The sequence below is a fragment of the Streptomyces xantholiticus genome (assembly GCF_014651015.1).
Taxonomy (GTDB): Bacteria; Actinomycetota; Actinomycetes; order Streptomycetales; family Streptomycetaceae; genus Streptomyces; species Streptomyces xantholiticus.
In genome coordinates this window covers 47173-73417 of sequence record NZ_BMWB01000009.1, presented here as the reverse complement: position 1 = coordinate 73417, position 26245 = coordinate 47173, and the positions used below count along the sequence as shown (strand labels likewise).

Genomic DNA, 26245 nt, shown 5'->3' with positions numbered 1-26245 from the left:
AGGTCGATTCGATCCTCTTCATGGTGGAGCGTCGCGTTACCCTCCGCCACGCCCTCCGCAGAGCGGGGATCCAACGCCCACGCGCCCATTGGGACCGCCCCCGTGCCGGCCGTACGTCGGGCCCCGGCCTCGGGAGGAAGCTGTGCTCTCGTCATATTCCTAACAACGAGCGATCCAATAGCCCTGATGCGTGACATTCGAGTGAAACGTTTACGCTACATGGGTGAGGACCGGTCATCCCATCCACTATTGCGAAAAGATGCCAAGAGCCCCGGCCGCTGTCGCGAAACCGCCCATCGGGGCAGGCACAGCACCCTTGACCAAGGCGGTGCCCCCTGGCCGATCGAACCACGGGGGCACTGCCAAAAACGTCACAGTCAGTCCGCAAGCGGCAAATACACCCGGTTGCCACCCGCCGCGAACTCCCGCGACTTCTCCAGCATCCCCGCCTCGACCTCCTCGGCCGAGGCCGAGGGAAGCAGGTCCGGGGCGAACTGCTCCGTGATGCTCCTACTGATCTTCATCGAACAGAACTTCGGCCCGCACATCGAGCAGAAGTGCGCGGTCTTGGCCGGCTCGGCCGGCAGCGTCTCGTCATGGAACTCCCTTGCCGTATCGGGGTCGAGGGCCAAATTGAACTGGTCCTCCCACCGGAACTCGAAGCGCGCGTCGGACAGCGCGTCGTCCCATTCCTGCGCGCCCGGATGCCCCTTGGCGAGGTCCGCCGCATGCGCGGCGATCTTGTAAGTGATGACGCCCGTCTTCACGTCGTCACGATCCGGAAGGCCCAGGTGCTCCTTGGGAGTCACGTAGCAGAGCATGGCCGTGCCCCACCACGCGATCATGGCCGCCCCGATACCGGAGGTGATGTGGTCGTAGGCCGGGGCCACATCGGTGGTCAGCGGGCCGAGCGTGTAGAACGGGGCCTCCTCGCAGATCTCCTGCTGGAGGTCGATGTTCTCCTTGATCTTGTGCATGGGGACGTGACCGGGGCCTTCGATCATCGTCTGCACATTGAAACGCTTGGCTGTCGAGTTGAGTTCCCCGAGCGTCTTCAACTCGGCGAACTGCGCCTCGTCGTTGGCGTCCGCGATCGAACCGGGCCGCAGGCCGTCGCCCAGGGAGTACGTCACGTCGTACGCGGCGAGAATCTCGCAGAGCTCCTCGAAGTTCTCGTAGAGGAACGACTCCTTGTGGTGCGCGAGGCACCACGCCGCCATGATCGAGCCGCCGCGCGAGACGATGCCGGTCTTGCGGCGAGCCGTCAACGGCACATAGCGCAGCAGCACTCCGGCGTGGACGGTCATGTAGTCAACGCCCTGCTCGGCCTGCTCGATGACCGTGTCCTTGTAGATCTCCCACGTCAGCTCCTCGGCCTTGCCGTCGACCTTCTCCAGCGCCTGGTAGAGCGGCACGGTGCCGATCGGCACGGGGGAATTGCGCAGCACCCACTCGCGCGTGGTGTGGATGTTGCGGCCCGTGGACAGGTCCATGACCGTGTCGGCGCCCCAGCGGGTCGCCCAGGTCATCTTCTCGACCTCCTCCTCGATGGAGGAGGTGACCGCGGAGTTCCCGATGTTGGCGTTGACCTTCACCAGGAACCGCTTGCCGATGATCATCGGCTCGATCTCCGGGTGGTTGACGTTGGCCGGCAGGACCGCGCGCCCCGCCGCGATCTCCTCCCGCACCACCTCGGGCGAGACGTTCTCACGGAGGGCGACGTACTCCATCTCCGGCGTGATCTCGCCCCGGCGGGCGTACGCGAGCTGCGTCACCGCCTGCCCGTCCCGGCCCCGCCGCGGCTGCCGCGAACGGCCCGGGAAGACGGCATCGAGATTGCGCAGCCCCCCGCGCGGCGACGTGTGCTTGATCCCGTCGTCCTCCGGGCGGACCGGCCTTCCCGCGTACTCCTCGGTGTCGCCGCGGCCGATGATCCAGTTCTCCCGCAGCGGCGGCAGACCCCGGCGTACGTCCGTCTCGACGTTCGGATCCGTGTACGGCCCCGACGTGTCGTAGAGCGTCACGTCCTTGCCGTTGGTGAGGTGCACCTTGCGGACCGGCACGCGGAGGTCGGGGCGCGAGCCCGCGAGGTATCCCTTGTGCCAGCCGATGGACTTCCCTGCCTCGTCGTTCTGGCTCGAGGCAGGCGTGCGTGCGTCCGATACGGTCATGAGACCTACTCCCTACGCCGGCATTACCCGGTAACAGGTTCGGCGGTCGGCGCAGCTGTCCCGTACGGAGGTACGAAGGTCAGCGCCCTCTCAGCCCGGTGCTCCGAGCTCCCGCGTGTGCAAAGGTGCCACCACGCTAGCGTCATGTCTGGCGTGCTGAACAGAGGCCCCCCTGCGACTCTTGCGATGATCGGTCCGTGACCTCATCGCCGCAGCCCCCAGAACCGCACGGCCAGGCCCACAGTCATGTGCACAGTCATGGGCCCGCCGCGCCAGTCTCCCAGCACCTTCGCAGGGTCATCGCCGCCGTCCTCATCCCCTTCGCGACGGCCGTCCTCGTCGGGCTCGTCGTGCTGTGGCCCGGGGGCGCACCCGGCCATGAGCGCACCGGCGTCGGCTTCGACCGGCAGACCGAGCAGGGCAAGGTGGTGGCTCTGGAGAAGGTCGACTGCAAGGACGTCAACGCCGCTCAGGTCCCTCCGACCGGCGACACCACCACCCCTGAGGGGCGCGAGGCGGTCAACTCGCAGCAGGGCGAGTGCGGCAGGGCGACCGTGGAAGTGACCACCGGCAAGGACAAGGGCCGTACCTTCGTAGAGATCGTGCAGCCGGACGCGCCACGGCAGTTGAAGGAGGGCCAGGGCGTCGTGGTCGCCTACGCCCCCGACGCCCCCCGCGACCTCCAGTACTCGGTAACGGATGTCGACCGGGGAGTCCCGATGGCGCTGCTGGCCGGGCTCTTCGCGCTCGTCGTGGTTCTCGTCGGCCGGATGCGCGGTGTGATGGCCCTGATCTCTCTCGCCATCTCGTTCGCCATCCTGACGCTCTTCATCCTGCCCGCCATCCTTCAGGGGTCGAATCCGCTGGTCGTTGCGGTGGTCGGGGCGAGCGCCATCATGCTGATCGCGCTCTACATGTGCCACGGGGTGACCGCGCGGACCTCCGTCGCGGTGCTCGGAACCCTGATCTCACTGCTGCTGATCGGGCTGCTCGGCTCGCTGTTCATCGACTGGGCCAGCCTCAGCGGGAACACCGACGACAACACCGGTCTGATCCACGGCCTGTATCCGGAGATCGATATGAGCGGTCTGCTGCTCGCCGGTATCATCATCGGCTCGCTCGGCGTGCTCGACGACGTGACGGTGACGCAGACATCCGCCGTGTGGGAACTGCACCAGGCGGATCCGGACATGGGCCCGCGCGCCCTCTACCGCTCCGCCATCCGCATCGGCCGCGACCACATCGCGTCCGTCGTCAACACGCTCGTACTCGCCTATGCGGGCGCCGCGTTGCCTCTGCTGCTGCTCTTCTCCATCGCGCAGTCCAGTGTGGGAACCGTCGCCAACAGCGAGCTGGTCGCGGAGGAGATCGTACGGACGCTCGTCGGCTCGATCGGCCTGGTCGCCTCGGTGCCGGTGACGACGGCGCTCGCCACCCTGGTGGTCTCCGCCGACCGCTCTGGTCCCTCGGCCGAGCAGAACGGCTCGCCGGCCCGCACAGGCAGGGGACGACGGCGCAAGCGGTGAGGCGTCACGACGCTCGGACGCGTCAGCCGGCGTTCTCCTCGGCGAGAATGCGCCCGAGCGCCTCCTCCGGCTCGAAGTCACCGAGCGCGAGCTCCTGCCCCACGGGCACCGGTTTGTCCGTTCGGTCGAGGAAGGCGACAAGCGGTGCCGCCCTGCCCGGAAGAGTGCCGGTCGCGTCGCGCCAGTGGTCGAGGGACTCCTCGAGGGTGCTGCGACGATTCTGCGACGTCCTACCGGCAATCAGCCGCTCCACCGCGTCCCCGAGCAGGTACAGGCCGTCCCGGCGCCTCAGGTAGTCGTCGTGGGTCAGGGTGCGCAGCCGATGGTAGGCGGGTCGGCAGGGGAACTCCGGCCTGTCGGCGCGAGCACCTTGCCGGAGCCCCGTCGGGATGCGCGCCTGCGGCTTCGAGCAGCCGCAGTGCCCGCTGGACGGAGCCGATCAGGGTCGGTGCAGGAGCGGCTTTCATTGCCCCGGCCACCGGTCACCCCCAGGCGTGGTGACGGGCAGCGCGCCCGCCCGCGGGGGCCGCCCCAGCAGACGCCGCAGCCCCGAGCCCTGGAACGGCAATTCAGCACCGGGTCGCGCGAAAGGCCTGGTGAGAGCAGTCCCGCTCCGGACATTTCCCGACGGGCGGCAGCGGTGAACCACACCAATGGCAGCACCGGTCGGAACGTGGGAGAGCCCGGCCGGTCCCCCGACCGGGCTGACGAACGGCTCTGCGGCCGCCCGTACCGCTACCAGTCACTGCGCGAACCGGAAGAGGCCATGAACTTCCTGACCACGAAAACCAGTCCGCCGACGAGGGCGACGAAGATCAGCAGCTTGAAGAGCAGGCCGATCACGAACGCGGCGACGCTCGCGATGAGTCCGCCGAAAACGACCAGCGCGATCAGCGGAACCGCGACCCACTTCACCCACCACGGCATCCCTGCGAATATCTCCCGCACAGCCATCGTCCCTACCTCGTCTCTCCGGATTGCCTGCCTTTGATGCTAGGCGGCGGAAAGCGCCGAAAGCGTGCCGCGAGCCCCTGAACTCCCCTGACCGACCCCCTAGGGACAGCCGGGGCCGGCCATCAGCTCTCAGGCGGAGAGAAGACCACCATGACCCGCAGGTCCTCGCTGATGTGATGGAACTTGTGCGGCACCCCCGCCGGCACGTACACCACGCTGCCCCGCGCGACCTGCGTGGTCTCCATGCCCACAGTGATCGCCGCCCGGCCGCTCACCACGAAGTAGACCTCGTCCTGTTTGTGGGGGAGCTGGGGGTCGACATCACCGGCATCCAGCGCGTACAGACCGACCGACATGTTCCGTTCGCGCAGGAACTGCAGATACGCCCCGTCGTTGGCGGCACGCTCCGCCTCCAGCTCGTCCAGTCGGAATGCCTTCATCGCGGTCCCGCCCCTGCATTGGTCCGATCACGTCTGCCACGATCAGACACATGATGAATTTCCTAGTCAAGACGATCGCCAACGCAGGTGCCCTGTGGGTGGCCGTGTGGTTGCTGCAGGACATAACCCTGACCGGTGACAGCACTGGTAAGAAGGCATGGACGCTGGTCCTGGTCGCGCTGCTCTTCGGTCTGGTGAACTTTGTCGTCAAGCCCGTGGTCAAGCTGCTCACCCTGCCGCTGTTCATCCTCACCCTGGGCCTGATCACCCTGGTGGTCAACGCTCTGATGCTGCTGCTCACCTCGTGGCTCGCCGACAAGCTCGACCTGAGCTTCCACGTCGAGGGCTTCTGGACAGCGGTTCTCGGCGGTCTGATCATCTCCGTCGTCTCCTGGGCGCTGAACCTCGTCCTGCCCGACAAGGACTGAGCCGAGGAGCGAGTGACATGACCGCTACCCCCCAAGGGGACGGCACCACGGCGGTACGGGCCGGTCTGCCGGAACCGGTGAAGTACGAGCCGACCCTGCCCGGCCCCGTCTTCGCCGCCCACTTCCACCTGCCTGGTGAGCCGACAGGCCCATACACCTACGGCCGCGACGAGAACCCGACCTGGACGCATCTGGAGCGTGCCATCGGTGAACTCGAGGCACCAGGGGAGACGGTGGAGACCGTCACCTTCGCCTCGGGCATGGCCGCGATCTCCGCCGTACTGATGTCCCAGCTGAAGGCGGGAGACGCCGTCGTCATGCCCGACGACGGGTACCAGGCCCTACCGCTGGTGCATGAGCAGCTGCGGGCCTTCGGCATCGAGGTCCGCACGGCGCCCACCGCCGGCGACGCACAGGCGGCTCTGCTCGACGGAGCCCGGCTGCTGTGGATCGAGACTCCCTCGAACCCCGGGCTCGACGTGTGCGACGTGCGGCGGCTGGCCGACGCGGCCCGTGCGGCAGGCGCCCTCGTGGCTGTCGACAACACCCTGGCCACCCCGCTCGGACAGCGGCCCCTCGAGCTGGGCGCCGACTTCTCCGTGGCCAGTGACACCAAGGGCATGACCGGGCACGGTGACATCCTGCTCGGACACGTGACCTGCCGTGACCCGCGGCTCGCGGCCGGAGTGCGGCGCTGGCGAAAGATCGTCGGGGCCATTCCCGGTCCGATGGAGGCCTGGCTCGCACACCGGTCGCTCGCCACGCTGCAGTTGCGCGCCGACCGGCAGAGCGCGAACGCCTTGGCCGTCGCCCAGGCGCTGAGCGGCCGCGCCGAGGTCAGCGGCCTGCGGCATCCAGGGTTGCCGACCGATCCTTCACACAGGATCGCGGCGGGGCAGATGCGGCGCTTCGGCTGCGTGGTGTCCTTCTGTCTGCCCGACCGTGCCCACGCGGAGCGCTTCCTGGAAGGGCTTCGGCTGGTCGAGGGCGCGACCAGCTTCGGCGGGGTGCGCTCCACGGCCGAACGCCGCGGCCGCTGGGGCGGCGACGCGGTCCCGGAGGGCTTCATCCGCTTCTCGGCCGGTGCCGAGGACGGCGAGGACCTGGTGGCCGACGTGCTGCGGGCGCTGGACGAGGCCGTACCTCCCGGGTGAAACGCACAGCCGCCCGGCACAGCAGCTCATGTACGACCACCGGCTCCGTCGCGTATGAGGGCGGTCCGAGCCTCCCCCCTCATGGCTCGGACCGCCCTGGTTCCTGCGCGCCAAGAACCATGCCGACAAGGCTAATTGACTCAGCGTCAGTGTCCAATCACGCTAGCGACAGAGACCTATCGACATATTTATAGTTGGCGGGGTTCGGGGGGCAACGTCGGATCAGGAAGGCATGGCATGGATCTGGCCCTTCTACGCACATTCGTCACAGTGCACCGGGCCGGGTCCTTCACGCGCGCAGCCGCGCTGCTCGGCCTCTCCCAACCCGCGGTCACCGGTCAGATCCGCACACTGGAGCGTCAGCTGGGCAAGCCGCTCTTCCTGCGCCAGGCGCGCGGCGTCACCCCCACCACCATCGGCGACGAACTCGCCCACCGGGCGGCGCCCCATCTGGACGCCCTCCTCGAGATAGCCGAAGCCCGGCTCGACAGCGACGCGGGAACCCGCACACTCCACCTCGCCGGCCCGCCCGAATTCACCTCGGCCCGCGCCCTTCCCGCGCTCACTCCTCTGATCGACCAGGGGCTCGCCTTACGCGCCTCGTTCGGGAACGCGGAGAAAACCCTGGACGGGCTCGCGGCAGGCCACCACGACCTCGCCATCGCCACCGCCCGGCCACGGGGCCGACTGCTCACCGCCACGGCGCTCTGCGACGAGGAGCACGTCCTCGTCGCAGCTCCCAGGTGGGCGGCACACCTGGGGCCCGCCGTGCTGCGCAGGAGCCATGTCGTCCTCGAGCAACTCCCGGTGGTGGAGGTCCATGAAAGCCTGCCGTTCGTCTCGCGTTACTGGCACGCCGTCTTCGACTCGCGGCCGGCCGCGGCAGGCACCGTCATCGCGCCCGACCTGAGAGCCGTCCTGGAGACCACGGCCTCCGGTGCCGGGCTCGCTGTACTGCCGCGCTACCTGTGCGAGGAGGCACTGGAACAGGGTCGGATCGTCGCTCTCCTCGACCCTCCCGTGCCCCCTCTGCGCACCTACTTCCTCGTCATACGCACAGGTACGCTCGCTCACCCGCACATCGCCCGGGCCCATGAAGGGCTTTTGCGCGCCGCAGCCGACTGGTGACGGACACGGCACAGAACACCGGCATGCGTTTCAGAAGCCCGGACATGGGCCACTCTCTTGCCATGACCGAACGACCAGTGGTCAAGCGCACCGCCCGCGCCATCCTGCTCGACGGCGACGACCTCGTGCTGATCAAGCGCACCAAGCCCGGGATGGACCCTTACTGGCTCACCCCCGGCGGCGGGGTCGAGCCGGAGGACGCCACCGTCGTCGACGCCCTCCACCGGGAGGTGGACGAGGAACTCGGAGCCAAGATCACCGATGTGGTGCCGTGCTTCGTCGACACCGTCGAGCACATCGCGGACGGCGGCGTGACGGGGGTGAAGGTGCAGCACTTCTTCGTATGCCGGCTGGAGTCCATGGACACCGCTCTACGCCACGGCCCCGAGATCGACGAGCCCTGCGGCGAGTACGAGATCGTCCGCGTACCGTTCAGCCGCGTCGGGATCGCCGCCGTACACCTGGTGCCGCTGTCGCTGCGCCACTACCTGGACGGCAACATCGAAGGCGTAAGGGCCATGCACGCTCCTGACCTGGGCTGAATAAACGGGGCCGAACTACCCGAGGGGGCGAACCAGTTCATAGGCCTCACGGAGATCACTTCCCGCATAGGTGTGCGTCGCCAGGTCGGCGAGATGGTGATCGGCGTTCACGGCGACGGCGGTGGGCACCGCCGCGAAGATCGCGGCGTCCGACAGGGAATCGCCGTAGGCGATGCAGGCGTCCAGGGCCACGCCGAACTCCGTGCAGAGCCGGCCGGCGATCTCCACCTTGGCGGCCGCGCTGAGGATGCCCGTCGGATCAACCGGCCGGGTGAAGGGAATCTCCGGAAAGCGCGATCCGTGGGCGGCGTGGGCGCCCCAGTCCAGCAATCGCTCCACGAAGAACGACGGCGAGAGGGAGATGACTGCGCAGTAGTCGCCGCCTGCGCGGATCTCGCTCCACACCTCCTGGATGCCCAGCAGCCAGGGAGCGGTCTCGAACGCCGCCGTGACATGGGCGTCGGTGAGGTCCGTCCACAGGGCGTGCACCCGCACCGCGTACTCCGGCGGACCGATCCGGCCCGCAACCAGATCTCGCTCCACCTCACCGATCTCGTCCAGCAGCCCGAGCTGACGGGAGATCTCCACCGTCGCCGCCGAGCCATGGATCAGGGTGCCGTCCAGGTCGAAAATGTGAAGCCGAGGGCGTCTGCTCATGTACGCCGAGGTTAGTACCCGCGATTACTCCCGTCGTCAGACGCAGCGGGACCCCGTCCGCAGGCACCGTGTTTCACGTGAAACCACTCAAGCGTCCCGTTCGCAGGGCCACCCTCGTTGTCCATGTCACCGCGTCGGCCGCCTGGCTGGGTCTCACTCTCGGCCTGCTCGCGCTGGCGCTCACCGCGTACGCCACGGAATCGGCTTCCGCGATCGAGGCCTCGTATCGGTCGATGAAGGTCTTCACGGACTGGCTGGTGCTGCCGCTGGCACTGCTCACCCTGACCAGCGGCCTCGTGCTGTCGCTGGGTACGAAATGGGCTCTCGCTCTGCACCGTTGGGTCTTCGTCAAGTTCTGGGTGACCCTTGCCACCACCACGGCGTCCGTCCTGATACTCCGGCCGGGAGTCAGCAGGGCCGCCGACATCGTCGCCTCCGGCGGGATGGTGGCCGAGCCTCGCGACCTGCTGATGGGGCCCGCGGTGTCCTTGACCGCCTATGTGTTCATGACCGCCATCTCCGTCCTGAAGCCATGGGGGCTCACACGACGCGGTCGGCGGATACGTGGATCGGCTGGTTCACCAAAAGCGGTGGACGACCGATCATTGCGTCAGACAGCCTGACCCCATGCAGACACCCCTCTCCGAACTCCCCATCAGGCGTCTGACCATGGACGACCTGGTGGCCTGCGCCGATCTCTCAGAGGACCGCGGCTGGCCCCGCGAGGAGCACAAGTGGGGTCTGCTTCTCGCGGCAGGTACCGGTTACGGGATCGACGACCCCGACGGCAAGGGCCTGGTCACCGCCTGCGTGCTCACCCGCTACGGCACCGGCCTCGCAGCCATCGGCATGGTGCTCGTGGCGGAGCGCCATGCTCGGCAGGGCGTCGGACGCCGCCTGATGAAGCATGTGCTCGCGGAGACCGGGAGCCTTCCGGTCACCCTCCATGCCACCCCCTACGGCAGGCCTCTCTATGAAGAACTGGGCTTCGCCACCACCGGTCGCGCCGAGATGGTCCGCGGCCGCTTCATCCCTTCCGGGCCGCAGCCAAGGGTCAGGACGCGCCCGGCGACGGCGGAGGACCTGTCGGCGATGCTCCGACTCGACAACGAGGTCTTCGGCCTCGACCGCACCCATATGATCACGCGGCTCCCCGCCTTCGCCGACCAGCTACGAGTCGCGGAGGAGAAGGGAGTGCTGACCGGGTACGCGGCGGCATGGCCGAACATGGACACCCATGTCGTCGGTCCGCTGATCGCCCGCGACACCGAGACGGCGAAGGCCTTGATCGCCTCGCTGGCCGAGGGCACGGACCGGCCGCTGCGCACGGACATCGATGTACGCCACGAAGAGTTGCTCGCCTGGGTGAAGGAGCGGGGTTTGACGTCGATCGCCTTCAACGCCGTGATGACCTTCGGGGTCGACGGACTGCCCGGCGACTGGACGCGCCGTTTCGCGCCTCTGACGGTTGCGGCGGGCTAGCGGCTCGCCGAGCACCTTCCATTTCGGCCGCTCAAGAGCTTATGGCTTATTGATTGCATACGCGGTCTATTGCGGTCATGGCCTATCCTTGTGTAAGCCGCTCCGACACCGAGGAGGAGACACATGACCGCGAGCGACCCCGCCCTCACCGCCCTCGCGCAGGGCTGGTGCGCGCTCTCGCTGCTCCACGGCCGGATCGAGTCCCACATCGAGCGGGCCCTGGAGGCGAGGCACAACCTCAGCGCCCGCGAATACTCGCTCCTCGACGTTCTCAGCCGCCAGCACAGCGGTGAGGGCGGCCACCTCCAGATGAAGCAGGTCGCCGACGCCGTCGTTCTCAGCCAGAGCGCCACCACCCGCCTCGTCACCCGCCTCGAGGACCGCGGCCTTCTCTCCCGCTACCTCTGCCCGACCGACCGCCGCGGCATCTACACCGACGTGAGCGACGCAGGCCTCCAGTTGCTCTCGGAGGCACGACCCACCAACGACACCGCGCTGCGTGAGGCCCTCGACGAGGCAGCCAGGAACCCCGAGCTCGCTCCACTGGTCAGGGCCGTGGAAGAGCTCAAAGTTCCCGCCCGCACCCCGTAGGCCACCGAGGTCGGCGGCCTACGCGGATCGCTGCCGCAACACGGGCATCCAGCAGCCGATGCGTCCCGTTTCACGTGAAACACGGCTTGGGGCTAAAACCGGAACCCTTGCCATCCGGCGGGGTCCACGCCTCCGGGCACGGCATCCATGGGCCCATAGGGCTCTCTGGTGAAGACGAACGAGCCCAGATCGAGATGGCTCACCGAGCCGTCGTCCCGGCGCACGACGCGCAGCGTCTCGCCCGCGTAGTAGCCGTCCAGACCGATCCATGCCTCCTTCCCATGGGCGCGGAACCGGGAGCGGCGCCCCCCGCCGCGCAGTGGCTCCAGCTCCAGGCCCCCTTCGGAGACCAGACGCAGGCCGTAGGTGTAGGTCCCCCAGTACCAGGGGCCGGTCAGCGCCAACAGCACCTGATCGACCTCGGGCAGCGGTCGCCAAGGCTCAGGGATCCGCGGCTCGGCGTCCGCCACGATGTGCACGAGGTCGGCTGCGACCGTCGCCGTCAGCGGGCCGGAGGTCGCATTGGCCAGCGCCACGGCGGCAACGCCGTCCTCCACGCTCACCCACAGCGCGGCGAGGAACCCCGGCAAGGAGCCCGAGTGCCCGACGAGGGTGCGTCCCTGGCTCCGCAGGATCTGGAGCCCCAGCCCGTAGTTGCCGTTCCACTCCCCCGTCTCCGGCGGTACTGAGGGCGTCCGCATCTCCCGCACGGACTCGGCACCGAGCACCAGGTCATGCCCCGTGGCGAGGAAGGCGGCGAACCGGCAGAGGTCGGCAGCGGTGGACCAGAGTTGACCGGCGGGGGCCATCAGTCCGAGGTCCTCAGCCGGTTCGGGAAGCATCACGTCGGCCCACGGGTGGACCGCCCAGCCCCCCGCACGCGGCGCCCGCGGCTGCGTGGTCGTCCGCGACAACCCGAGCGGCTCGAGGATCTCCCGGCGCAGCGCCTCCTCCCATGACACCCCGCGGGCCGCCTCGACCAGAGAACCGAGCAGGGTGTAACCAGGGTTGGAGTAATGGTGCCGCCGGCCCGCAGGGTGCATCCCCGCCCCGTCCCCGAGTACGTCGGGAAGCTCCGGACGCATCGATCCGGGCGTCCGCTCCCACCAGGGCGCCGGTGCCTCGGCGCTCAAGCCGGCGCTGTGGCCCAGCAGCTGAGCGACGGTCACTTCGCCGGCCCCGGTGCCGGGCAGATGCTTCTCCAGCGCATCGTCCAGGTCGATCAGCCCCTCGTCCCGCAGCCGCATCACGAGAACCGCGGTGAACGTCTTGGTGATGGAACCGATGCGGTACTGAGTGTCGGCGTCCGGCGCGTGCCCGTCCACAGAGGTACGGGAACCCGTCCACACCAGCTGCCCGTCGCGCTGTACGGCGGCCGCAAAGGACGGCGCACGGCCTTCGCTCTGGGCGACGGCGATGCGATGCAGCAGAGCCCGCCGCGTGCTGGGAAGCAGTTCTTCCAAGGATGAGGTCATGGGAGCAGGTCTATCGGTGCCGGTTCCCCACGTCGACCGCATAACCGGGACACGCGGGCCGTGCCCCGCTATCAGGTCTGCGCCATGTCCACGAACCGGGAGTAGTGGCCCTGGAACGCCACGGTGATCGTCGCGGTGGGACCGTTACGGTGCTTGGCCACGATCAGATCCGCTTCGCCCGCGCGTGGTGATTCCTTCTCGTAGGCGTCCTCACGGTGCAACAGGATCACCATGTCCGCGTCCTGCTCGATCGAGCCCGACTCACGCAGGTCCGAAACCATCGGCTTCTTGTCCGTGCGCTGCTCGGGGCCACGGTTCAGCTGGGACAGCGCGATCACCGGAACCTCGAGCTCCTTCGCCAGCAGCTTGAGATTCCGGGACATGTCGGAGACCTCCTGCTGACGGCTCTCGGCCCGCTTGGAACCGCCGGACTGCATCAGCTGCAGATAGTCGATGACCACCAGTTTGAGGTCGTTGCGCTGCTTCAGACGCCGACACTTCGCCCTGATCTCCATCATGGAAAGGTTCGGGGAGTCGTCGATGTACAGCGGGGCCTGTGAGACATCCGGCATCCGGCGGGCAAGCCGCGTCCAGTCCTCGTCCGTCATCGTGCCGGACCGCATGTGGTGCAGCGCCACCCGTGCCTCGGCGGACAGAAGCCTCATGGCGATCTCGTTGCGGCCCATCTCCAGGGAGAAGATCACGCTGGGCAGGTTGTTCTTGATGGAGGCTGCGCGCGCGAAGTCCAGCGCCAGCGTCGACTTACCCATCGCAGGACGGGCGGCGATCACGATCATCTGGCCGGGGTGCAGGCCGTTGGTCAGCGAGTCGAAGTCCGTGAAGCCCGTCGGCACACCGGTCATCTCGCCGCTGCGGGAACCGATCGCCTCGATCTCGTCGAGTGCGCCTTCCATGATGTCGCCGAGCGGCAGATAGTCCTCGCTCGTGCGCTGCTCGGTGACGGCGTAGATCTCGGCCTGCGCTGAGTTGACGATCTCGTCGACGTCACCGTCGGCGGCATAACCCATCTGCGTGATCTTGGTACCGGCTTCGACAAGCCGGCGCAGTACCGCGCGCTCATGGACGATCTCGGCGTAGTACGAGGCATTGGCCGCGGTCGGCACCGACTGGACGAGGGTGTGCAGATACGGGGCTCCGCCGACCCGGGTGATCTCACCTCGCTTGACCAACTCGGCCGCGACCGTGATGGGGTCGGCCGGCTCGCCCTTGGCGTACAGGTCGAGGATGGCCTGGTAGACCGTTTCATGAGCCGGCCGGTAGAAGTCGTGGCCCTTGATGATCTCCACCACGTCGGCGATGGCGTCCTTGGAGAGCAGCATGCCGCCGAGTACGGACTGCTCGGCGTCCAGATCCTGAGGCGGAACGCGCTCGAACCCTGGAGAACCCCCGTCCCAGCCGCCGCCGTCCCTGCCCCGGTCGTGCTGGTCCTCGCGGCCGCGTCCTTCGTGGCGCCGTTGACGGGAGGCGGGGAGACGGTCTCCCGGACTGTCGGCCGCCCACGGGTCGTCCAAAGGTTCGGAAATGCTCACCCGGGCCACCTCCTCCCGTCCGCTCCACGGACCTACGCGGTGGCACTCTTTCTACGCCACGACACTGACAAAACGCGTCGCCCGACTCCGCTTGCAGCGGGGGTTTCCGCACCTCGGGCGACGGTCCACGGTAGGCCCGGCGGCACCGTCAGCCAATCTGGTTATCCACAGGGGGTGTGGACCAAGGACCAGATGCTGTGGAGAACTCTCCGCAACCTGTGCACGGACCGGGGGACAGCACTGTGGAAAAGTTTCCGCGGGTCAAACAACACCCCGCCTGAGCTGCTGTTTCAGCATCCACCGCCTGTGGGGGAGAAAAACTTTCCCAGCCGGACCAAGATCAGAACAAACGGCACACGGACGAGCGGCCCAGGCACCCCTCAGTAAGGAGTGCAGGCGGATTGCATCTCTTACCTGTGGAAGATTACATTGGCGCCATGACACAGGCACCGACAGAGCCGAAGGAACAGCGCCGGCTGCACGACCGGGAGATCATCGCGCTCGCCGTGCCCGCCTTCGGAGCGCTCGTCGCCGAGCCGTTGTTCGTGATGGTCGACAGCGCCATCATCGGCCATCTCGGTACTCCACAACTGGCCGGCCTCGGTGTCGCTGCAGCCCTGTTGATGACCGCGGTGAGCGTCTTCGTCTTCCTGGCCTATGCCACCACGGCCGCCGTCGCGCGACGGGTTGGTGCGGGCGACCTCCAAGCCGCCATCCGGCAAGGGATGGACGGCATCTGGCTGGCCCTGGGACTCGGCATCGCTGTCATCGGCGTCACCCTGCCGACGGCCCCATGGCTGGTGGAACTGTTCGGCGCCTCCGAGACGGCCGCACCCCATGCGATCACCTATCTGCGCGTCTCCAGTCTTGGCATTCCCGCCATGCTGATCGTGCTGGCCGCCACCGGAGTCCTTCGCGGCCTCCAGGACACGCGCACTCCTCTGTATGTCGCCATCGGCGGCTTCGCCGCCAACGCCGGCCTGAACGCCGGCCTGGTCTACGGGGCGGACCTCGGTATCGCCGGCTCCGCCTGGGGCACCGTGATCGCCCAGTGCGGCATGGCGGCCGCCTATCTCGTCGTCGTGGTCCGGGGAGCGCGGAAGCACGGCTCCTCGCTGAGGCCCGACGCCGCCGGGATACGGGCCAGCGCCCAGGCGGGCTTGCCGCTCCTGGTGCGCACGCTCTCCCTGCGAGCTGTCCTGCTGATCGCCACAGCCGTCGCGGCCCGCCTGGGCGACGCGGACATCGCCGCTCATCAGATCGTGCTCTCCCTGTGGAGCCTGATGGCCTTTGCGCTGGACGCCATCGCCATCGCCGGTCAGGCCATCATCGGCCGGTACCTGGGCGCCGACGACGCCATGGGGGCCCAACAGGCATGTCGGCGCATGGTGCAGTGGGGTGTGGCGTCGGGCGTGGTGCTCGGAATCCTCGTCGTGGCCTCCCGGCCGCTTGTCACCCCACTGTTCACGGGCGATCCGGCTGTTCAGGACACGCTGATTCCCGTGCTGCTGGTCGTCGCGGTCTCCCAGCCGATCGCGGGGGTGGTCTTTGTACTGGACGGCGTGCTGATGGGCGCGGGAGACGGGCCGTATCTGGCGGTCGCCATGCTGCTGACCCTGGCGGTCTTCGCGCCTGTCGCGCTCCTGGTCCCCGCTCTCGGTGGCGGTCTGACCGCTCTGTGGTGGGCGATGACCTTGATGATGACCGTCCGGCTGCTGACGCTCTGGTGGCGTGCGCGTTCAGGGCGATGGATCGTCACGGGAGCCACCCGCTGAGCGTCGTTTCACGTGAAACGGCCCTTCCACCGCACGCGGAAGGGCCGCACCCCGAGGGGTGCGGCCCTTCGTGCTGCTCTACCGAGCACAGCGCTTACGCGGCGACGACCTCGACGCCGAGCTGCGCGGCGACCTCGGGGTGCAGACGCACGGACACCTGGTGCGAGCCCAGGGTCTTGATCGGCGAACCGAGCTCGACGCGACGCTTGTCGACCTCCGGGCCACCGGCGGCCTTGATCGCCGAGGCGATGTCGGCCGGGGTGACGGAGCCGAAGAGGCGGCCGGCGTCGCCGGAGCGAACGGCAAGGCGCACCTTGACGGCCTCGAGCTGGCCCTTGATCGAGTTGGCCTGCTCGATGGTCGCAATCTCGTGGATCTTGCGGGCGCGGCGGATCTGCGCCACGTCCTTCTCGCCACCCTTGGTCCAGCGGATCGCGAAACCACGCGGGACCAGGTAGTTGCGGGCGTATCCGTCCTTGACGTCGACGACATCGCCGGCGGCGCCGAGGCCAGAGACCTCGTGGGTAAGGATGATCTTCATGTTTCTGTCACCCTCCCCTTATCGCGCGGTGGACGTGTAGGGCAGCAGCGCCATCTCACGGCTGTTCTTGACGGCCGTGGCGACGTCACGCTGGTGCTGCGTGCAGTTGCCGGTCACGCGGCGGGCACGGATCTTGCCACGGTCGGAAATGAACTTCCGCAGCATGTTCGTGTCCTTGTAGTCCACGTACGCGGTCTTGTCCTTGCAGAACGCGCAGACCTTCTTCTTAGGCTTGCGCACAGGCGGCTTCGCCATGGTGTATCTCCTGTGTGATCAAGAAGTGGGGGTACGGGCCGCCCTAGAAGGGCGGCTCGTCCGAGTAGCCGCCGCCGGAACCGCCGGAGCTTCCGCCCCAGCCGCCCCCGCCCTGCTGGCCGCCGCCGGCCGGAGCTCCGGTGGCCCAGGGGTCGCCGGCGGGTGCTCCGCCGCCCTGCTGCTGACCGCCGCCGGGGCCGCCGCCCCAGCTGCCGCCCTGCTGGCCGCCGCCGCCCCCGTAGCCACCCTGGCCACCGCGGCCGGTGGTCTTGGTGACCTTGGCCGTGGCGTTCTTGAGGCTGGGGCCGACTTCCTCGACGTCCAGCTCGAAGACCGTGCGCTTGACGCCCTCGCGGTCGTCGTAGGACCGCTGCTTCAGTCGGCCCTGCACGACGACGCGCATGCCCTTCTGAAGCGACTCGGCGACGTTCTCCGCCGCCTGACGCCAGACCGAGCAGGTGAGGAAGAGGCTTTCGCCGTCCTTCCACTCATTGGTCTGACGGTCGAAGGTGCGGGGAGTGGACGCGACGCGGAACTTCGCGACCGCCGCACCGGACGGGGTGAAGCGCAGCTCGGGGTCGTCGACGAGATTGCCGACGACCGTGATGACGGTCTCGCCTGCCATGGGTGAACCTCTCGGCGGGGATTGCTTCTGGCTGCTTGCTGCTACTCGAACCCGATGACCTCTGAGCTAGGCGCTCAGTGGGTCTCGGGACGGAGGACCTTGGTCCGGAGGACCGACTCGTTCAGGTTCATCTGGCGGTCGAGCTCCTTGACGACCGCAGGCTCGGCCTGCAGGTCGATGACCGAGTAGATGCCCTCGGGCTTCTTCTTGATCTCGTAAGCGAGACGACGACGGCCCCAGGTGTCGACCTTCTCCACCTTTCCGTTGCCCTCACGGACGACGGAGAGGAAGTTCTCGATCAGCGGGGAGACAGCGCGCTCCTCGAGATCGGGGTCGAGGATGACCATCACCTCGTAGTGACGCATGTGGAACCCACCTCCTTTGGACTCAGCGGCCACGGTCGATCCGTGGCAGGAGGGTCGTGATGCGTGAGCAACGGTATCGGCCGCCACTGACAATCCCCCTCGTCGAGTGGAGATCGCATCGTGGCCTGGGCAGACACCGGTGCAGACCGTACACAGTACCCGCACCCAGGCTTCCGGTTGAAATCCGGTGACCGATGGCCCCAATCTGTACACATCGGGTGCGCGCGGCGCTACCATGCGCCGCCTTCCGGCTCAGCCAGGAGGTGCCTCATGGCACAGGCAATGCGACGTCAGTCTCCCGCTTCTCTCCTCAACACGGACGGAAAGCCCCATCCGCGCCAGGACACGCTGATGGCGGTGACCCTGGTGCTCGGCGCTGTCGCGTTCAGCACGGCGATGTTCCATCACCTGCATCTACTGAGTTCGTGGGCCGGGCTCATCGGAATCGTCACCGGGGCGTACGGGCAGTTCATCTCGGCGACGACGCGTGAGCGGTTCCTGCTGATCATCGGTCTCGGCGCATCTGCCGTGGGGTTCTTCCTCGGTATGGCCCACGGCGGCCTCTTCGGCGGAGTCCTCGGCTGAGACGGGAGCCGGCCGCACACGGAAGCGGCGAGCAGGAGCGGGCCGATCGGCGGCCCGCTCCTGCCCACAGCCATTCGGGGCCCTGCCTCAGCGCAGTAGGCTTCGCCGCGAGAGCCGGAGCCCCTGACCCATGGGGACACACCTGCCGAGGAGCGCCCCGCATGAGCCTGACCCTGAGGACCATCAGTCGTGAGCAGCATCTGGCCTACATCCAGGGCCTGCCCTCGGCGAGTCACTGCCAGGTCCCGGCGTGGGCGGACGTGAAGACGGAGTGGCGCTCGGAGAACCTCGGCTGGTTCGACAAGAGTGGTGCACTCGTCGGCGTGGGCCTGGTCCTCTACCGCCAGCTGCCCAAGATCAAGCGGTATCTCGCGTACCTGCCCGAGGGCCCGGTGATCAACTGGTACGCCCCGAACCTGGACGACTGGCTGCAGCCGATGCTGGCGCACCTCAAGAACCAGGGCGCCTTCTCCGTGAAGATGGGCCCGCCCGTCGTCATCCGCCGCTGGGACGCACCGGCGATCAAGGCCGGGATCCAGGACCCCGACGTGAAGCGCCTGCGGGACGTGGAGGCGACGCACATCGAACCGCGCGCCTTCGAGGTGGCGGACAGGCTGCGCAAGATGGGCTGGCAGCAGGGCGAGGATGGTGGGGCCGGCTTCGGTGACGTGCAGCCGCGCTACGTCTATCAGGTGCCGTTGGCGAACCGCTCGCTCGACGACGTCCTCAAGGGCTTCAACCAGCTGTGGCGCCGCAACATCAAGAAGGCCGAAAAGGCCGGCGTCGAGGTCGTCCAGGGCCGCTACGAGGACCTCGAGGAGTGGCAGCGTCTGTATGAGATCACTGCCGAGCGGGACCGCTTCCGGCCGCGTCCGCTGTCGTACTTCCAGCGCATGTGGACGGTGCTGAACAGCGAGGACCCGAACCGCATGCGCCTCTACTTCGCGCGGCACAACGGGGTCAATCTGTCGGCGGCGACGATGCTGGTCGTCGGTGGCCACGTCTGGTACTCCTACGGCGCTTCGGACAACATCGGGCGCGAGGTCCGGCCCTCGAACGCGATGCAGTGGCGGATGCTTCGCGACGCGTACGCCATGGGCGCGACGGTCTACGACCTGCGGGGCATCAGCGACTCGCTCGACGAGACCGACCACCTCTTCGGTCTCATCCAGTTCAAGGTCGGCACCGGTGGAGAGGCCGTCGAGTACGTCGGTGAGTGGGACTTCCCGCTCAACAAGCTGCTCCACAAGGCGCTGGACATCTACATGTCGCGTCGCTGACGACGTCGCGGACGACTCCGTAGTCTCGTCACTCACTCTCATACATGTCTCTGATACACCGCAGCCACCAGAAAGGTTCCGGGCCGGCCATGGCGCTCTCCCTCTACGTCGACACCGCTCGCTGGCGGGCGCACCAGAAGTCGGTGATCGACCAGTTCCCCGGTCTCGTCCCGGTCTGCAAGGGCAATGGCTACGGCTTCGGCCACGAACGGCTGTCGGAGGAGGCTGCGCGCTTCGGTGCCGACATGCTGGCCGTGGGCACCACGTACGAGGCCGCGCGGATCAAGGACTGGTTCGGTGGGGACCTGCTGGTGCTCACGCCGTTCCGGCGCGGTGAGGAGCCGGTGCCGCTGCCGGACCGGGTGGTCCGCTCGGTGTCCTCGGTCGACGGAGTGCACGCGCTGGTGGGCGCACGGGTCGTCATCGAATGCATGAGTTCGATGAAGCGGCACGGCATCGCCGAGCAGGACCTCGGCCACCTGCACGCGGCCATCGAGGACGTACGGCTGGAGGGCTTCGCCCTGCACCTTCCGCTGGACCGCACGGACGGTTCCGACGCGGTCGAGGAGGTCATCGGCTGGATGGACCGGCTGCGTGCGGCCAGGCTGCCGCTGCACACGATGTTCGTGAGCCATCTGCGCGCCCCGGAGCAGGCCAGGCTGCAGCAGCAGTTCCCGCAGACCCGGTTCCGCGCCCGTATCGGCACCCGACTGTGGCTCGGCGACCACGAGTCGACCGAGTACCGCGGGGCCGTTCTCGACGTCACCCGTGTGGCCAAGGGAGATCGTTTCGGCTACCGCCAGCAGAAGGTGGCGTCCGACGGCTGGCTCGTGGTCGTGGCGGGCGGTACGTCCCACGGCGTGGGCCTGGAGGCCCCGAAAGCACTGCACGGAGTGATGCCACGCGCCAAGGGCGTGGCACGGGCGGGCCTGGCGACGGTCAACCGCAATCTGTCGCCGTTCGTGTGGGCGGGCAAGCAGCGCTGGTTCGCCGAGCCGCCCCACATGCAGGTCTCGATCCTCTTCGTGCCCGCCGACGCCCAGGAGCCGAAGGTCGGGGACGAACTGGTCGCGCACCTGCGGCACACGACGACCCAGTTCGACCGTCTGGTGGACCGCTAGGGCCTCTCGTGGGGTCTGACCTGATCCCGACGAAGGACCGTTTGACTGTGGGGCGGGCGCCGGACCGGAGAGGGCCCGGGGGAGCGCCCTCGAAGAGCGTCCGGACTCAGGCCGACGGTCGCGGCCCTGTCTCCCCGCCGCCGGCCAGGGAGGCGCCCCACTCCACGCGCGGCCCTTCCTCGGCGTGTGCGGCATGGCGCGGCGGATACGCCGCCGCCCCCAGGACGAACACGTCGGGCGCGCCGTCGAGTACGCCGCCACCGGGGTCGTCCGAGCCGTCCTGGCGTACACCGTCGCGTTCCGGCATGAGGGCGTCGCGCACGATCACGGCGCAGAGATACAGCGTCCCGAGCAGATGCAGCGCGATGGCCAGTTGGTAGCCCTCGGCCGGCAGTCCCTGGTGCTTGGGGCTGGTCGTGTACGCCAGGTACATCCAGATCCCGAGGTAGTACATGACTTCGCACGCCTGCCAGACCAGGAAGTCACGCCAGCGCGGGCGGGCCAGGGCGGCCAGCGGAATCAGCCACAGCACGTACTGCGGCGAGTAGACCTTGTTCGTGAGGATGAACGCGGCCACGACCAGGAAGGCGACCTGGGCGAAGCGGGGGCGGCGGGGAGCCCGCAGAATGAGCAGGCCGATGCCGGCGCAGGCGAGGAGCATCAGCAGGGTGGCGTAGGTGTTGACCTTCTCGACATCGATCGAGTCGCCGGTACGCTGCGTGATGATCAGCCAGAACGAGCCGAAGTCGATCTGCCGTTCCTGGCTGAAGGAATAGAACTTCTTCCAACCCTCCGGTGCGAGCAGCATCACCGGCAGATTGACGGCGAGCCAGGCCGCGGCCGCGGCGATCGTCGCCACGGTGAATTCGCGCCATTTACCGGCCCGCCAGCACAGGACCAGCAGAGGACCGAGCAGCAGCACGGGGTAGAGCTTGGCGGCGGTCGCCAGTCCGATGAGGACGCCGAACGCGAGCGGCCTGCCGCGTGACCACATCAGCATCGCAGCCGCGGTCAGCGCCACCGCGAGCAGATCCCAGTTGATGGTGGCGGTGAGCGCGAAGGCCGGTGCCAGGGCGACGAGCAGGGCGTCCCAAGGGCGCCGGCGATGGGTGCGGGCGGCACAGACGGCGATGACCGCGGCACAGATCATCAACATGCCCGCGTTGATCATCCAGTACAGCTGCTGCTGGTTCTGGCCCGAGCTGCCGCCCACATGGCTGATCCAGGAAGCGACCTGCATGAAGACGCCGGTCAGCACGGGGTACTCGAGGTACTCCATGTCGCCGGGGAGCCGGTCGAAGTAGGCGATCAGGCCCTCGGAGAAGCCACGGCCCACGAACAGGTGGGGGATGTCCGAGTAGCAGGCATGGGTGTACTGCGAGCTCGTCCCCCTGAACCAGGCCCAGTTGTAGCAGGGCAGCTTCTGCACCATGCCGAGCGCGAACATGCCGATGGCGACGAGCGCCACCACATGCACCGGCGTGAACCGGCTGTTGCCGCTGCGCACTGCCCAGCGTCCGGCCGGGCCGCCGATCAGCTCGCTGCCGGCCGTGGCGACCCGGTCACGCCGTGTGGGACGTACCTCGGACGGGGCGGGGCGTGCGTCGGACCGTTCCTCGTACACGCTCGTCTCTTCTGCGCTGGGCATGGTGCACATCCTGCCGTACGGGGTGGGGGATACGGCGAGGGCCGCCGCCCCGGTGATCGGCGCAATCGTTGCGCGCCTTCCCGGGTGCGGCGGCCCTCGTGGGCGGTGCGGGCGAGCGCCGTCAGACGTCGGCCGTCAGCGGCACTCGTACGTCACTCTCAGCCGTCCGAGCCCCCGAAGAGGCCACCGCCGGAGTTGCCGTTCCCGCCGGTGTTGCCGTTTCCACCGGTGTCCGTGCCGCCGTCACTGTCGGGTGTTGTCGACGGGCTGGTCGTCACGCCGCCGTTGTCGCCGCCCTGATCGGTGCCGGTGCTGGTACCACCGTCGACGCCGCAGGTCCAGTCCTCCCACGGGTTGCAGGACTCCGAAGGCCGCCCCGGAGTCTTCGACGGGGACTGGGACGGGGACTCCGAGGGGCTCGAGGACGGGGATTCGGAGGGAGAGCTGCTCGGGGTCGGCTTGGGACTGACCGCGCCGCCACCGAAGACCGCCTCGCCGTCGATGGGCTCCGGCTCGGGGAACTCCATGATCTTCGTGCCCTTGAGGGCGTTCGACATGTAGTCCTGCCAGATCTCGGACGGGAACGACGCACCGTGGATCTTGTTCTGGTCACCGGTGCCGTACATCTCGAGGAACTCGCGCTTCTTGTTCTTCTCGTTGTCGTCCAGGCGGTACATGTCGATCGCCGTCGACAGCTGCGGCGTGTAGCCGACGAACCATGCCGACTTGTTGCCGTCGGTCGTACCGGTCTTGCCGGCGACCTGACGTCCGGGGAGCCGGGCGTTCTTACCGGTGCCCTCCTCGTCGTCGACGACATCCCTGAGCACATCGGTCACGTTGTTGGCGACGTTCTCGTCGAAGGCCTGCTCGGCCTGCTCCTCGTGTTCGTAGACCTTCACCCCCTCGTGCTCGACGAACTTCACCGAGTACGGCTCACGCTGCTCGCCCTCGGCGGCGAAGGTCCCGTAGGCACCGGCCATACGGATGGCACTCGGTTCGGAGATGCCGAGCGAGAAGGACGGCACGTTCGACTTGGCCAGGCTGGACTCGAGCAGCCCCGCGTCGATGGCCGCCTCCCTGACCTGCGGGATGCCGATGTCCATACCGAGCTGCACATAGGGGGAGTTGGCAGAGTGGATCATGGCTTCGCGGAGGCTGATGTTGCCGTAGTTCTCCTGACCGTCGTTGGTCTGGAGCCACTCCTTGCCTTCCTCGTTCTGCCAGACGGAACCGTCCCAGTTCCTGATCTTGAGCTTGTTCTTGCCGTTGTACCGGCTCTTGTCGGGATCGACGATTCGGCGGGTGTCGGCCCCCTGCTCCGCACCGAGCTCGGGGTCTCGGACACCGTCACGCATGGCAGCAGCGAGCACGAACGGCTTGAACGTCGAGCCGACCTGTGCGCCCGTCGCGTCGGCGTTGTTGGTGAAGTGCTTCGTCGCATCCTCACCGCCGTAGATCGCGACGATCTGTCCCGTCCGGGGATCGACCGAAGCACCACCGAACTGCACGTGGGTGTCCGTCTTGGGACGCTTCTTCGGGTCGATGTTCTCGTCGATGACCTTCTTGACGGCCTTCTCGAGCTCGGCGACCTTCTTCTTGTCGAAGGTCGTGTGGATCTCGTAGCCGCCCTTGGTGAGGTCCTCGGCAGTGATTCCCTCGGTGTTCTTGTTGACGAAGTTGGCCTTGGCCAGGTCGACCAGATAACCGATCTGACCGCTGAGCTGCGCGTTCTTACGGGGCTTCTGCACTGTGGGGAGCTCGGTGTACGTCTGGCGTTCCGCGGGTTTCAGGTGCCCGTCCTTGACCATCTCGTCGAGGATCCAGCCCCAGCGCTTCCTCAGCCGCTCGGTGTTGGCCTCCTTGGTCGCCGTCGAGTCGATGGCGGTGGCGCCGGCCGGGTCGTAGTAGGTAGCGCCCTTGAGGAGGGAGGCCAGGACGGCGCACTCGCTCGCGTTCAGTTGCTTGGCGTCCTTGTTGAAGTACGTGCGGGCGGCCGCCTGGATGCCGTAGGCGCCACGTCCGTAAAAGGAAGTGTTGAGGTAGCCCGCCATGATCTCGGACTTCTCCATCTCCGAGTCGATCTTCATGGAGATGAACAGCTCTTTGAACTTACGGCTGAGCGTCTGGTCCTGGTTGTTCAGCCGCGCGTTCTTCACGTACTGCTGGGTGATGGTCGAGCCACCCTGGGTCTGCTCGCCCCGGGCCATGTTGAACAGCGCCCGACCGATGCCCATCGGGTCGATGCCCGAGTCCTTGCGGAAGGTCTTGTTCTCCGCCGAGATGACGGCGTTCTGCATGTCCCCGGGGATCTGGTCGATGCCGATGATCTGCCGGTTGACCTCACCACCGGTCGCGACCATCTGCGAGCCGTCGCCCCAGTAGTAGACGTTGTTCTGCGCGCCGGCGATCTTGGCCGGCTCGGGGACGCCGACCATGGCGTAGGCGATCGTCCCCGCCGCCATCAGACTGGCGAGGAACCCCAGGAACAGACCGGTGACGAGCTTCCACGATGGCACCCAGCGACGCCATCCGTACTTGTCATGGCGGGGGTAGTCGATCAGCCGCTTCTTGCCCGGTACGCCGCGCCGGCCGGCAACCTCGTGCCCGTCGGCGCCGCGGCGGCCGCCGGCCCGTTGCGCGGCACGCCGGGCCGCGGCGCGGCCGCCATAGGGGCGCTCCTCGCCATGGGAAACGGAGGGAGAGGCCGATGCGGCGCCCCGCAGTGGGGCGCCTCGACGGCCGGAAGGCTGCTGGGCGGCGCGTCTGGCCGCGGCTCGCCCGCCACCCTGTGGCTGCGGCGGTTTGCGACGGTGCTCGCTCATCGAACGACTACTCCTCGGGCAGGCGAGACGCCTGGAAGCGGCAGTTGAGTTCCGGTCCCCCCGAAATGGACACGGACAGGCCCTGCGAAGGACCTATCCGCTGTGCATCCACGGCGATGACGCCTGGGGACGTCACATGGTTCCCGGTGGTCTGCATCCGCACAGACTACGCACGGCCAAAACCCTCCTAGGCCTGAAGTTCACCCCAAATCAGGCAACTCGCCCCCTACGAATTGACGATGTGACGCCGCTCACGATGACCCCTCTTGTCGCAGCAGTCGCGTCGTTCTATCGTGCTGATGTATCGAATCGATACATCAGCACGACATAAGTAACCGGGCCAGGCGAAGGAGGCGACTGTGAGCAGGCGCTCCGGCATCCTCGAGTTCGCCGTTCTCGGTCTCCTCCGTGAAGCCCCGATGCACGGTTACGAGCTGCGCAAACGGCTCAACACGTCACTGGGAATCTTCCGGGCCTTCAGCTACGGGACCCTGTATCCCTGCCTCAAGACGCTGGTCGCCAACGGCTGGTTGATCGAGGAACCGGGGAACGCTCCCGAGGACGCCCTCGCCGCCTCTCTCGCGGGCCGACGAGCCAAGATCGTCTACCGGTTGACGGCGGAAGGTAAGGAGCACTTCGAGGAGCTGCTCTCCCACACCGGACCGGACACATGGGAGGACGAGCACTTCGCGGCACGCTTCGCCTTCTTCGGCCAGACGGAGCGCGAGGTAAGGATGCGGGTGCTCGAGGGCCGCCGCAGCCGGCTGGAGGAGCGCCTGGAGAAGATGCGCGCCTCGCTGGCCCGCACCCGCGAGCGCCTCGACGACTACACCCTCGAGCTGCAGCGCCACGGCATGGAATCCGTGGAGCGTGAAGTGCGCTGGCTGAACGAGCTCATCGAGAGCGAGCGGGCAGGGCGGGATCAGCGACGGCCCTCCCCCGAGAGCACCGCTCAGCAGGACAACACATCTGGAGCGACGGGCGGCCTGCCCCGGCACAGGGATGACGAGCCTTCTGGAGGGACACCTCCCGGCGGCTCCACCCCGCCGGATCCGTCCGACGACACCGCCAAGTGAGGCCCTGCGCACCGCAGGGTTTCATCCGGAATACCGAGATCACACAGGGAGCAA

25 protein-coding genes and 1 pseudogene are annotated in these 26245 nt (G+C 67.8%); 13 read left to right on the top strand and 13 right to left on the bottom strand.

The window, feature by feature from the left end; genetic code table 11:
• Nucleotides 1-377 precede the first annotated feature (377 nt).
• Entirely contained in the window at nt 378-2171 is a 1794-nt protein-coding gene (gene thiC, locus IE198_RS16200) for a phosphomethylpyrimidine synthase ThiC (protein WP_189887071.1), read from the bottom strand.
• Between the two features lie 197 nt (nt 2172-2368).
• Here thiC and IE198_RS16195 point away from each other — a divergent pair, with 197 nt between their 5' ends.
• The gene (locus tag IE198_RS16195) at nt 2369-3697 is read left to right on the top strand and encodes a YibE/F family protein (protein ID WP_189887069.1); all 1329 of its coding nucleotides are present in this window, start codon (nt 2369-2371) and stop codon (nt 3695-3697) included.
• A gap of 22 nt (nt 3698-3719) precedes the next feature.
• Here IE198_RS16195 and IE198_RS36340 read toward each other — a convergent pair.
• The 3 genes and pseudogenes from IE198_RS36340 to IE198_RS16175 form a co-directional block, all read right to left on the bottom strand.
• Nucleotides 3720-3880: pseudogene (locus IE198_RS36340) on the bottom strand (SsgA family sporulation/cell division regulator); the annotation flags it as partial.
• Nucleotides 3881-4432: 552 nt separating this feature from the next.
• Entirely contained in the window at nt 4433-4645 is a 213-nt protein-coding gene (locus IE198_RS16180; protein WP_189887278.1) for a DUF5326 family protein, read from the bottom strand.
• Nucleotides 4646-4773: 128 nt separating this feature from the next.
• A complete protein-coding gene (locus IE198_RS16175) occupies nt 4774-5091 on the bottom strand; it encodes a cupin domain-containing protein (RefSeq protein WP_189887067.1) in 318 nt (105 codons plus the stop codon).
• Nucleotides 5092-5141: 50 nt separating this feature from the next.
• On the opposite strand from IE198_RS16175, the gene IE198_RS16170 reads away from it, so the two are divergent.
• From IE198_RS16170 to IE198_RS16155, 4 genes are all read left to right on the top strand, one after another.
• On the top strand, nt 5142-5519 hold the full coding sequence (locus IE198_RS16170; RefSeq protein ID WP_189887064.1) for a phage holin family protein: 378 nt from the start codon (nt 5142-5144) through the stop codon (nt 5517-5519).
• A 17-nt stretch (nt 5520-5536) separates the two neighbouring features.
• Nucleotides 5537-6673, top strand: coding sequence for a cystathionine gamma-lyase (locus tag IE198_RS16165; RefSeq protein WP_189887063.1), 1137 nt, complete (start codon nt 5537-5539; stop codon nt 6671-6673).
• A 237-nt stretch (nt 6674-6910) separates the two neighbouring features.
• Complete coding sequence (locus IE198_RS16160) at nt 6911-7801, top strand: LysR family transcriptional regulator (protein WP_189887061.1); 891 nt, start codon at nt 6911-6913, stop codon at nt 7799-7801.
• 62 nt (nt 7802-7863) lie between these two features.
• Nucleotides 7864-8343 (top strand): NUDIX domain-containing protein, encoded by a 480-nt coding sequence (locus IE198_RS16155; RefSeq protein ID WP_189887059.1) that lies wholly within the window; start codon nt 7864-7866, stop codon nt 8341-8343.
• Nucleotides 8344-8358: 15 nt separating this feature from the next.
• On the opposite strand, the gene IE198_RS16150 is transcribed toward IE198_RS16155, so the two are convergent.
• Nucleotides 8359-9000 (bottom strand): HAD family hydrolase, encoded by a 642-nt coding sequence (locus IE198_RS16150; RefSeq protein ID WP_189887057.1) that lies wholly within the window; start codon nt 8998-9000, stop codon nt 8359-8361.
• Between the two features lie 77 nt (nt 9001-9077).
• Here IE198_RS16150 and IE198_RS16145 point away from each other — a divergent pair, with 77 nt between their 5' ends.
• From IE198_RS16145 to IE198_RS16135, 3 genes are all read left to right on the top strand, one after another.
• On the top strand, nt 9078-9623 hold the full coding sequence (locus IE198_RS16145; RefSeq protein ID WP_189887055.1) for a DUF2269 domain-containing protein: 546 nt from the start codon (nt 9078-9080) through the stop codon (nt 9621-9623).
• A gap of 4 nt (nt 9624-9627) precedes the next feature.
• Entirely contained in the window at nt 9628-10482 is an 855-nt protein-coding gene (locus IE198_RS16140) for a GNAT family N-acetyltransferase (protein WP_189887053.1), read from the top strand.
• Between the two features lie 123 nt (nt 10483-10605).
• Nucleotides 10606-11073, top strand: coding sequence for a MarR family winged helix-turn-helix transcriptional regulator (locus tag IE198_RS16135; protein WP_189887050.1), 468 nt, complete (start codon nt 10606-10608; stop codon nt 11071-11073).
• A gap of 92 nt (nt 11074-11165) precedes the next feature.
• On the opposite strand, the gene IE198_RS16130 is transcribed toward IE198_RS16135, so the two are convergent.
• Together IE198_RS16130 and dnaB are read right to left on the bottom strand one after the other, a co-directional pair.
• The gene (locus IE198_RS16130; RefSeq protein WP_189887048.1) at nt 11166-12548 is read right to left on the bottom strand and encodes a serine hydrolase domain-containing protein; all 1383 of its coding nucleotides are present in this window, start codon (nt 12546-12548) and stop codon (nt 11166-11168) included.
• Nucleotides 12549-12619: 71 nt separating this feature from the next.
• Nucleotides 12620-14098, bottom strand: coding sequence for a replicative DNA helicase (dnaB, locus tag IE198_RS16125; RefSeq protein WP_189887046.1), 1479 nt, complete (start codon nt 14096-14098; stop codon nt 12620-12622).
• 437 nt (nt 14099-14535) lie between these two features.
• Between dnaB and IE198_RS16120 the strand changes: the two genes are divergently transcribed.
• Nucleotides 14536-15873: an MATE family efflux transporter gene (locus IE198_RS16120; protein WP_189887045.1), complete on the top strand. Its 1338-nt coding sequence runs from the start codon at nt 14536-14538 to the stop codon at nt 15871-15873.
• A gap of 94 nt (nt 15874-15967) precedes the next feature.
• On the opposite strand, the gene rplI is transcribed toward IE198_RS16120, so the two are convergent.
• The 4 genes from rplI to rpsF all read right to left on the bottom strand — a co-directional run bounded on the left by rplI (nt 15968) and on the right by rpsF (nt 17659).
• Complete coding sequence (gene rplI / locus IE198_RS16115; RefSeq protein WP_005315027.1) at nt 15968-16414, bottom strand: 50S ribosomal protein L9; 447 nt, start codon at nt 16412-16414, stop codon at nt 15968-15970.
• An 18-nt stretch (nt 16415-16432) separates the two neighbouring features.
• Complete coding sequence (rpsR, locus tag IE198_RS16110) at nt 16433-16669, bottom strand: 30S ribosomal protein S18 (RefSeq protein ID WP_005315025.1); 237 nt, start codon at nt 16667-16669, stop codon at nt 16433-16435.
• Nucleotides 16670-16712: 43 nt separating this feature from the next.
• Nucleotides 16713-17294 carry a single-stranded DNA-binding protein gene (locus IE198_RS16105; RefSeq protein WP_189887043.1) on the bottom strand — a complete coding sequence of 194 codons (582 nt, stop codon included), beginning with the start codon at nt 17292-17294 and terminating at the stop codon, nt 16713-16715.
• Between the two features lie 74 nt (nt 17295-17368).
• On the bottom strand, nt 17369-17659 hold the full coding sequence (rpsF, locus tag IE198_RS16100) for a 30S ribosomal protein S6 (protein WP_004950685.1): 291 nt from the start codon (nt 17657-17659) through the stop codon (nt 17369-17371).
• Between the two features lie 270 nt (nt 17660-17929).
• Between rpsF and IE198_RS16095 the strand changes: the two genes are divergently transcribed.
• The 3 genes from IE198_RS16095 to IE198_RS16085 all read left to right on the top strand — a co-directional run bounded on the left by IE198_RS16095 (nt 17930) and on the right by IE198_RS16085 (nt 20645).
• Nucleotides 17930-18244 (top strand): hypothetical protein, encoded by a 315-nt coding sequence (locus tag IE198_RS16095; protein ID WP_189887041.1) that lies wholly within the window; start codon nt 17930-17932, stop codon nt 18242-18244.
• Between the two features lie 161 nt (nt 18245-18405).
• Complete coding sequence (locus IE198_RS16090; RefSeq protein WP_189887039.1) at nt 18406-19524, top strand: lipid II:glycine glycyltransferase FemX; 1119 nt, start codon at nt 18406-18408, stop codon at nt 19522-19524.
• 89 nt (nt 19525-19613) lie between these two features.
• On the top strand, nt 19614-20645 hold the full coding sequence (locus IE198_RS16085; RefSeq protein WP_189887276.1) for an alanine racemase: 1032 nt from the start codon (nt 19614-19616) through the stop codon (nt 20643-20645).
• Between the two features lie 106 nt (nt 20646-20751).
• Here IE198_RS16085 and IE198_RS16080 read toward each other — a convergent pair whose 3' ends face one another.
• On the bottom strand, nt 20752-22293 hold the full coding sequence (locus IE198_RS16080; RefSeq protein ID WP_189887036.1) for a glycosyltransferase family 87 protein: 1542 nt from the start codon (nt 22291-22293) through the stop codon (nt 20752-20754).
• Between the two features lie 158 nt (nt 22294-22451).
• Nucleotides 22452-25115, bottom strand: a complete 2664-nt coding sequence (locus IE198_RS16075; protein ID WP_189887034.1) for a transglycosylase domain-containing protein — start codon at nt 25113-25115, stop codon at nt 22452-22454.
• A 359-nt stretch (nt 25116-25474) separates the two neighbouring features.
• Here IE198_RS16075 and IE198_RS16070 point away from each other — a divergent pair, with 359 nt between their 5' ends.
• The gene (locus IE198_RS16070) at nt 25475-26191 is read left to right on the top strand and encodes a PadR family transcriptional regulator (RefSeq protein WP_189887032.1); all 717 of its coding nucleotides are present in this window, start codon (nt 25475-25477) and stop codon (nt 26189-26191) included.
• The last annotated feature ends 54 nt before the right edge of the window (nt 26192-26245 follow it).

Bases quoted from the DNA above. Each gene is read 5' to 3' on its own strand.
- thiC (WP_189887071.1), bottom strand. From the start codon at position 2,171: ATGACCGTATCGGACGCACGCACGCCTGCCTCGAGCCAGAACGACGAG.
- IE198_RS16175 (WP_189887067.1), bottom strand. From the start codon at position 5,091: ATGAAGGCATTCCGACTGGACGAGCTGGAGGCGGAGCGTGCCGCCAAC.
- IE198_RS16170 (WP_189887064.1), top strand. From the start codon at position 5,142: ATGATGAATTTCCTAGTCAAGACGATCGCCAACGCAGGTGCCCTGTGG.
- IE198_RS16165 (WP_189887063.1), top strand. From the start codon at position 5,537: ATGACCGCTACCCCCCAAGGGGACGGCACCACGGCGGTACGGGCCGGT.
- IE198_RS16160 (WP_189887061.1), top strand. From the start codon at position 6,911: ATGGATCTGGCCCTTCTACGCACATTCGTCACAGTGCACCGGGCCGGG.
- IE198_RS16155 (WP_189887059.1), top strand. From the start codon at position 7,864: ATGACCGAACGACCAGTGGTCAAGCGCACCGCCCGCGCCATCCTGCTC.
- IE198_RS16150 (WP_189887057.1), bottom strand. From the start codon at position 9,000: ATGAGCAGACGCCCTCGGCTTCACATTTTCGACCTGGACGGCACCCTG.
- IE198_RS16140 (WP_189887053.1), top strand. From the start codon at position 9,628: ATGCAGACACCCCTCTCCGAACTCCCCATCAGGCGTCTGACCATGGAC.
- IE198_RS16135 (WP_189887050.1), top strand. From the start codon at position 10,606: ATGACCGCGAGCGACCCCGCCCTCACCGCCCTCGCGCAGGGCTGGTGC.
- IE198_RS16130 (WP_189887048.1), bottom strand. From the start codon at position 12,548: ATGACCTCATCCTTGGAAGAACTGCTTCCCAGCACGCGGCGGGCTCTG.
- IE198_RS16120 (WP_189887045.1), top strand. From the start codon at position 14,536: ATGACACAGGCACCGACAGAGCCGAAGGAACAGCGCCGGCTGCACGAC.
- rplI (WP_005315027.1), bottom strand. From the start codon at position 16,414: ATGAAGATCATCCTTACCCACGAGGTCTCTGGCCTCGGCGCCGCCGGC.
- rpsR (WP_005315025.1), bottom strand. From the start codon at position 16,669: ATGGCGAAGCCGCCTGTGCGCAAGCCTAAGAAGAAGGTCTGCGCGTTC.
- IE198_RS16105 (WP_189887043.1), bottom strand. From the start codon at position 17,294: ATGGCAGGCGAGACCGTCATCACGGTCGTCGGCAATCTCGTCGACGAC.
- rpsF (WP_004950685.1), bottom strand. From the start codon at position 17,659: ATGCGTCACTACGAGGTGATGGTCATCCTCGACCCCGATCTCGAGGAG.
- IE198_RS16095 (WP_189887041.1), top strand. From the start codon at position 17,930: ATGGCACAGGCAATGCGACGTCAGTCTCCCGCTTCTCTCCTCAACACG.
- IE198_RS16090 (WP_189887039.1), top strand. From the start codon at position 18,406: ATGAGCCTGACCCTGAGGACCATCAGTCGTGAGCAGCATCTGGCCTAC.
- IE198_RS16085 (WP_189887276.1), top strand. From the start codon at position 19,614: ATGGCGCTCTCCCTCTACGTCGACACCGCTCGCTGGCGGGCGCACCAG.
- IE198_RS16080 (WP_189887036.1), bottom strand. From the start codon at position 22,293: ATGCCCAGCGCAGAAGAGACGAGCGTGTACGAGGAACGGTCCGACGCA.
- IE198_RS16075 (WP_189887034.1), bottom strand. From the start codon at position 25,115: ATGAGCGAGCACCGTCGCAAACCGCCGCAGCCACAGGGTGGCGGGCGA.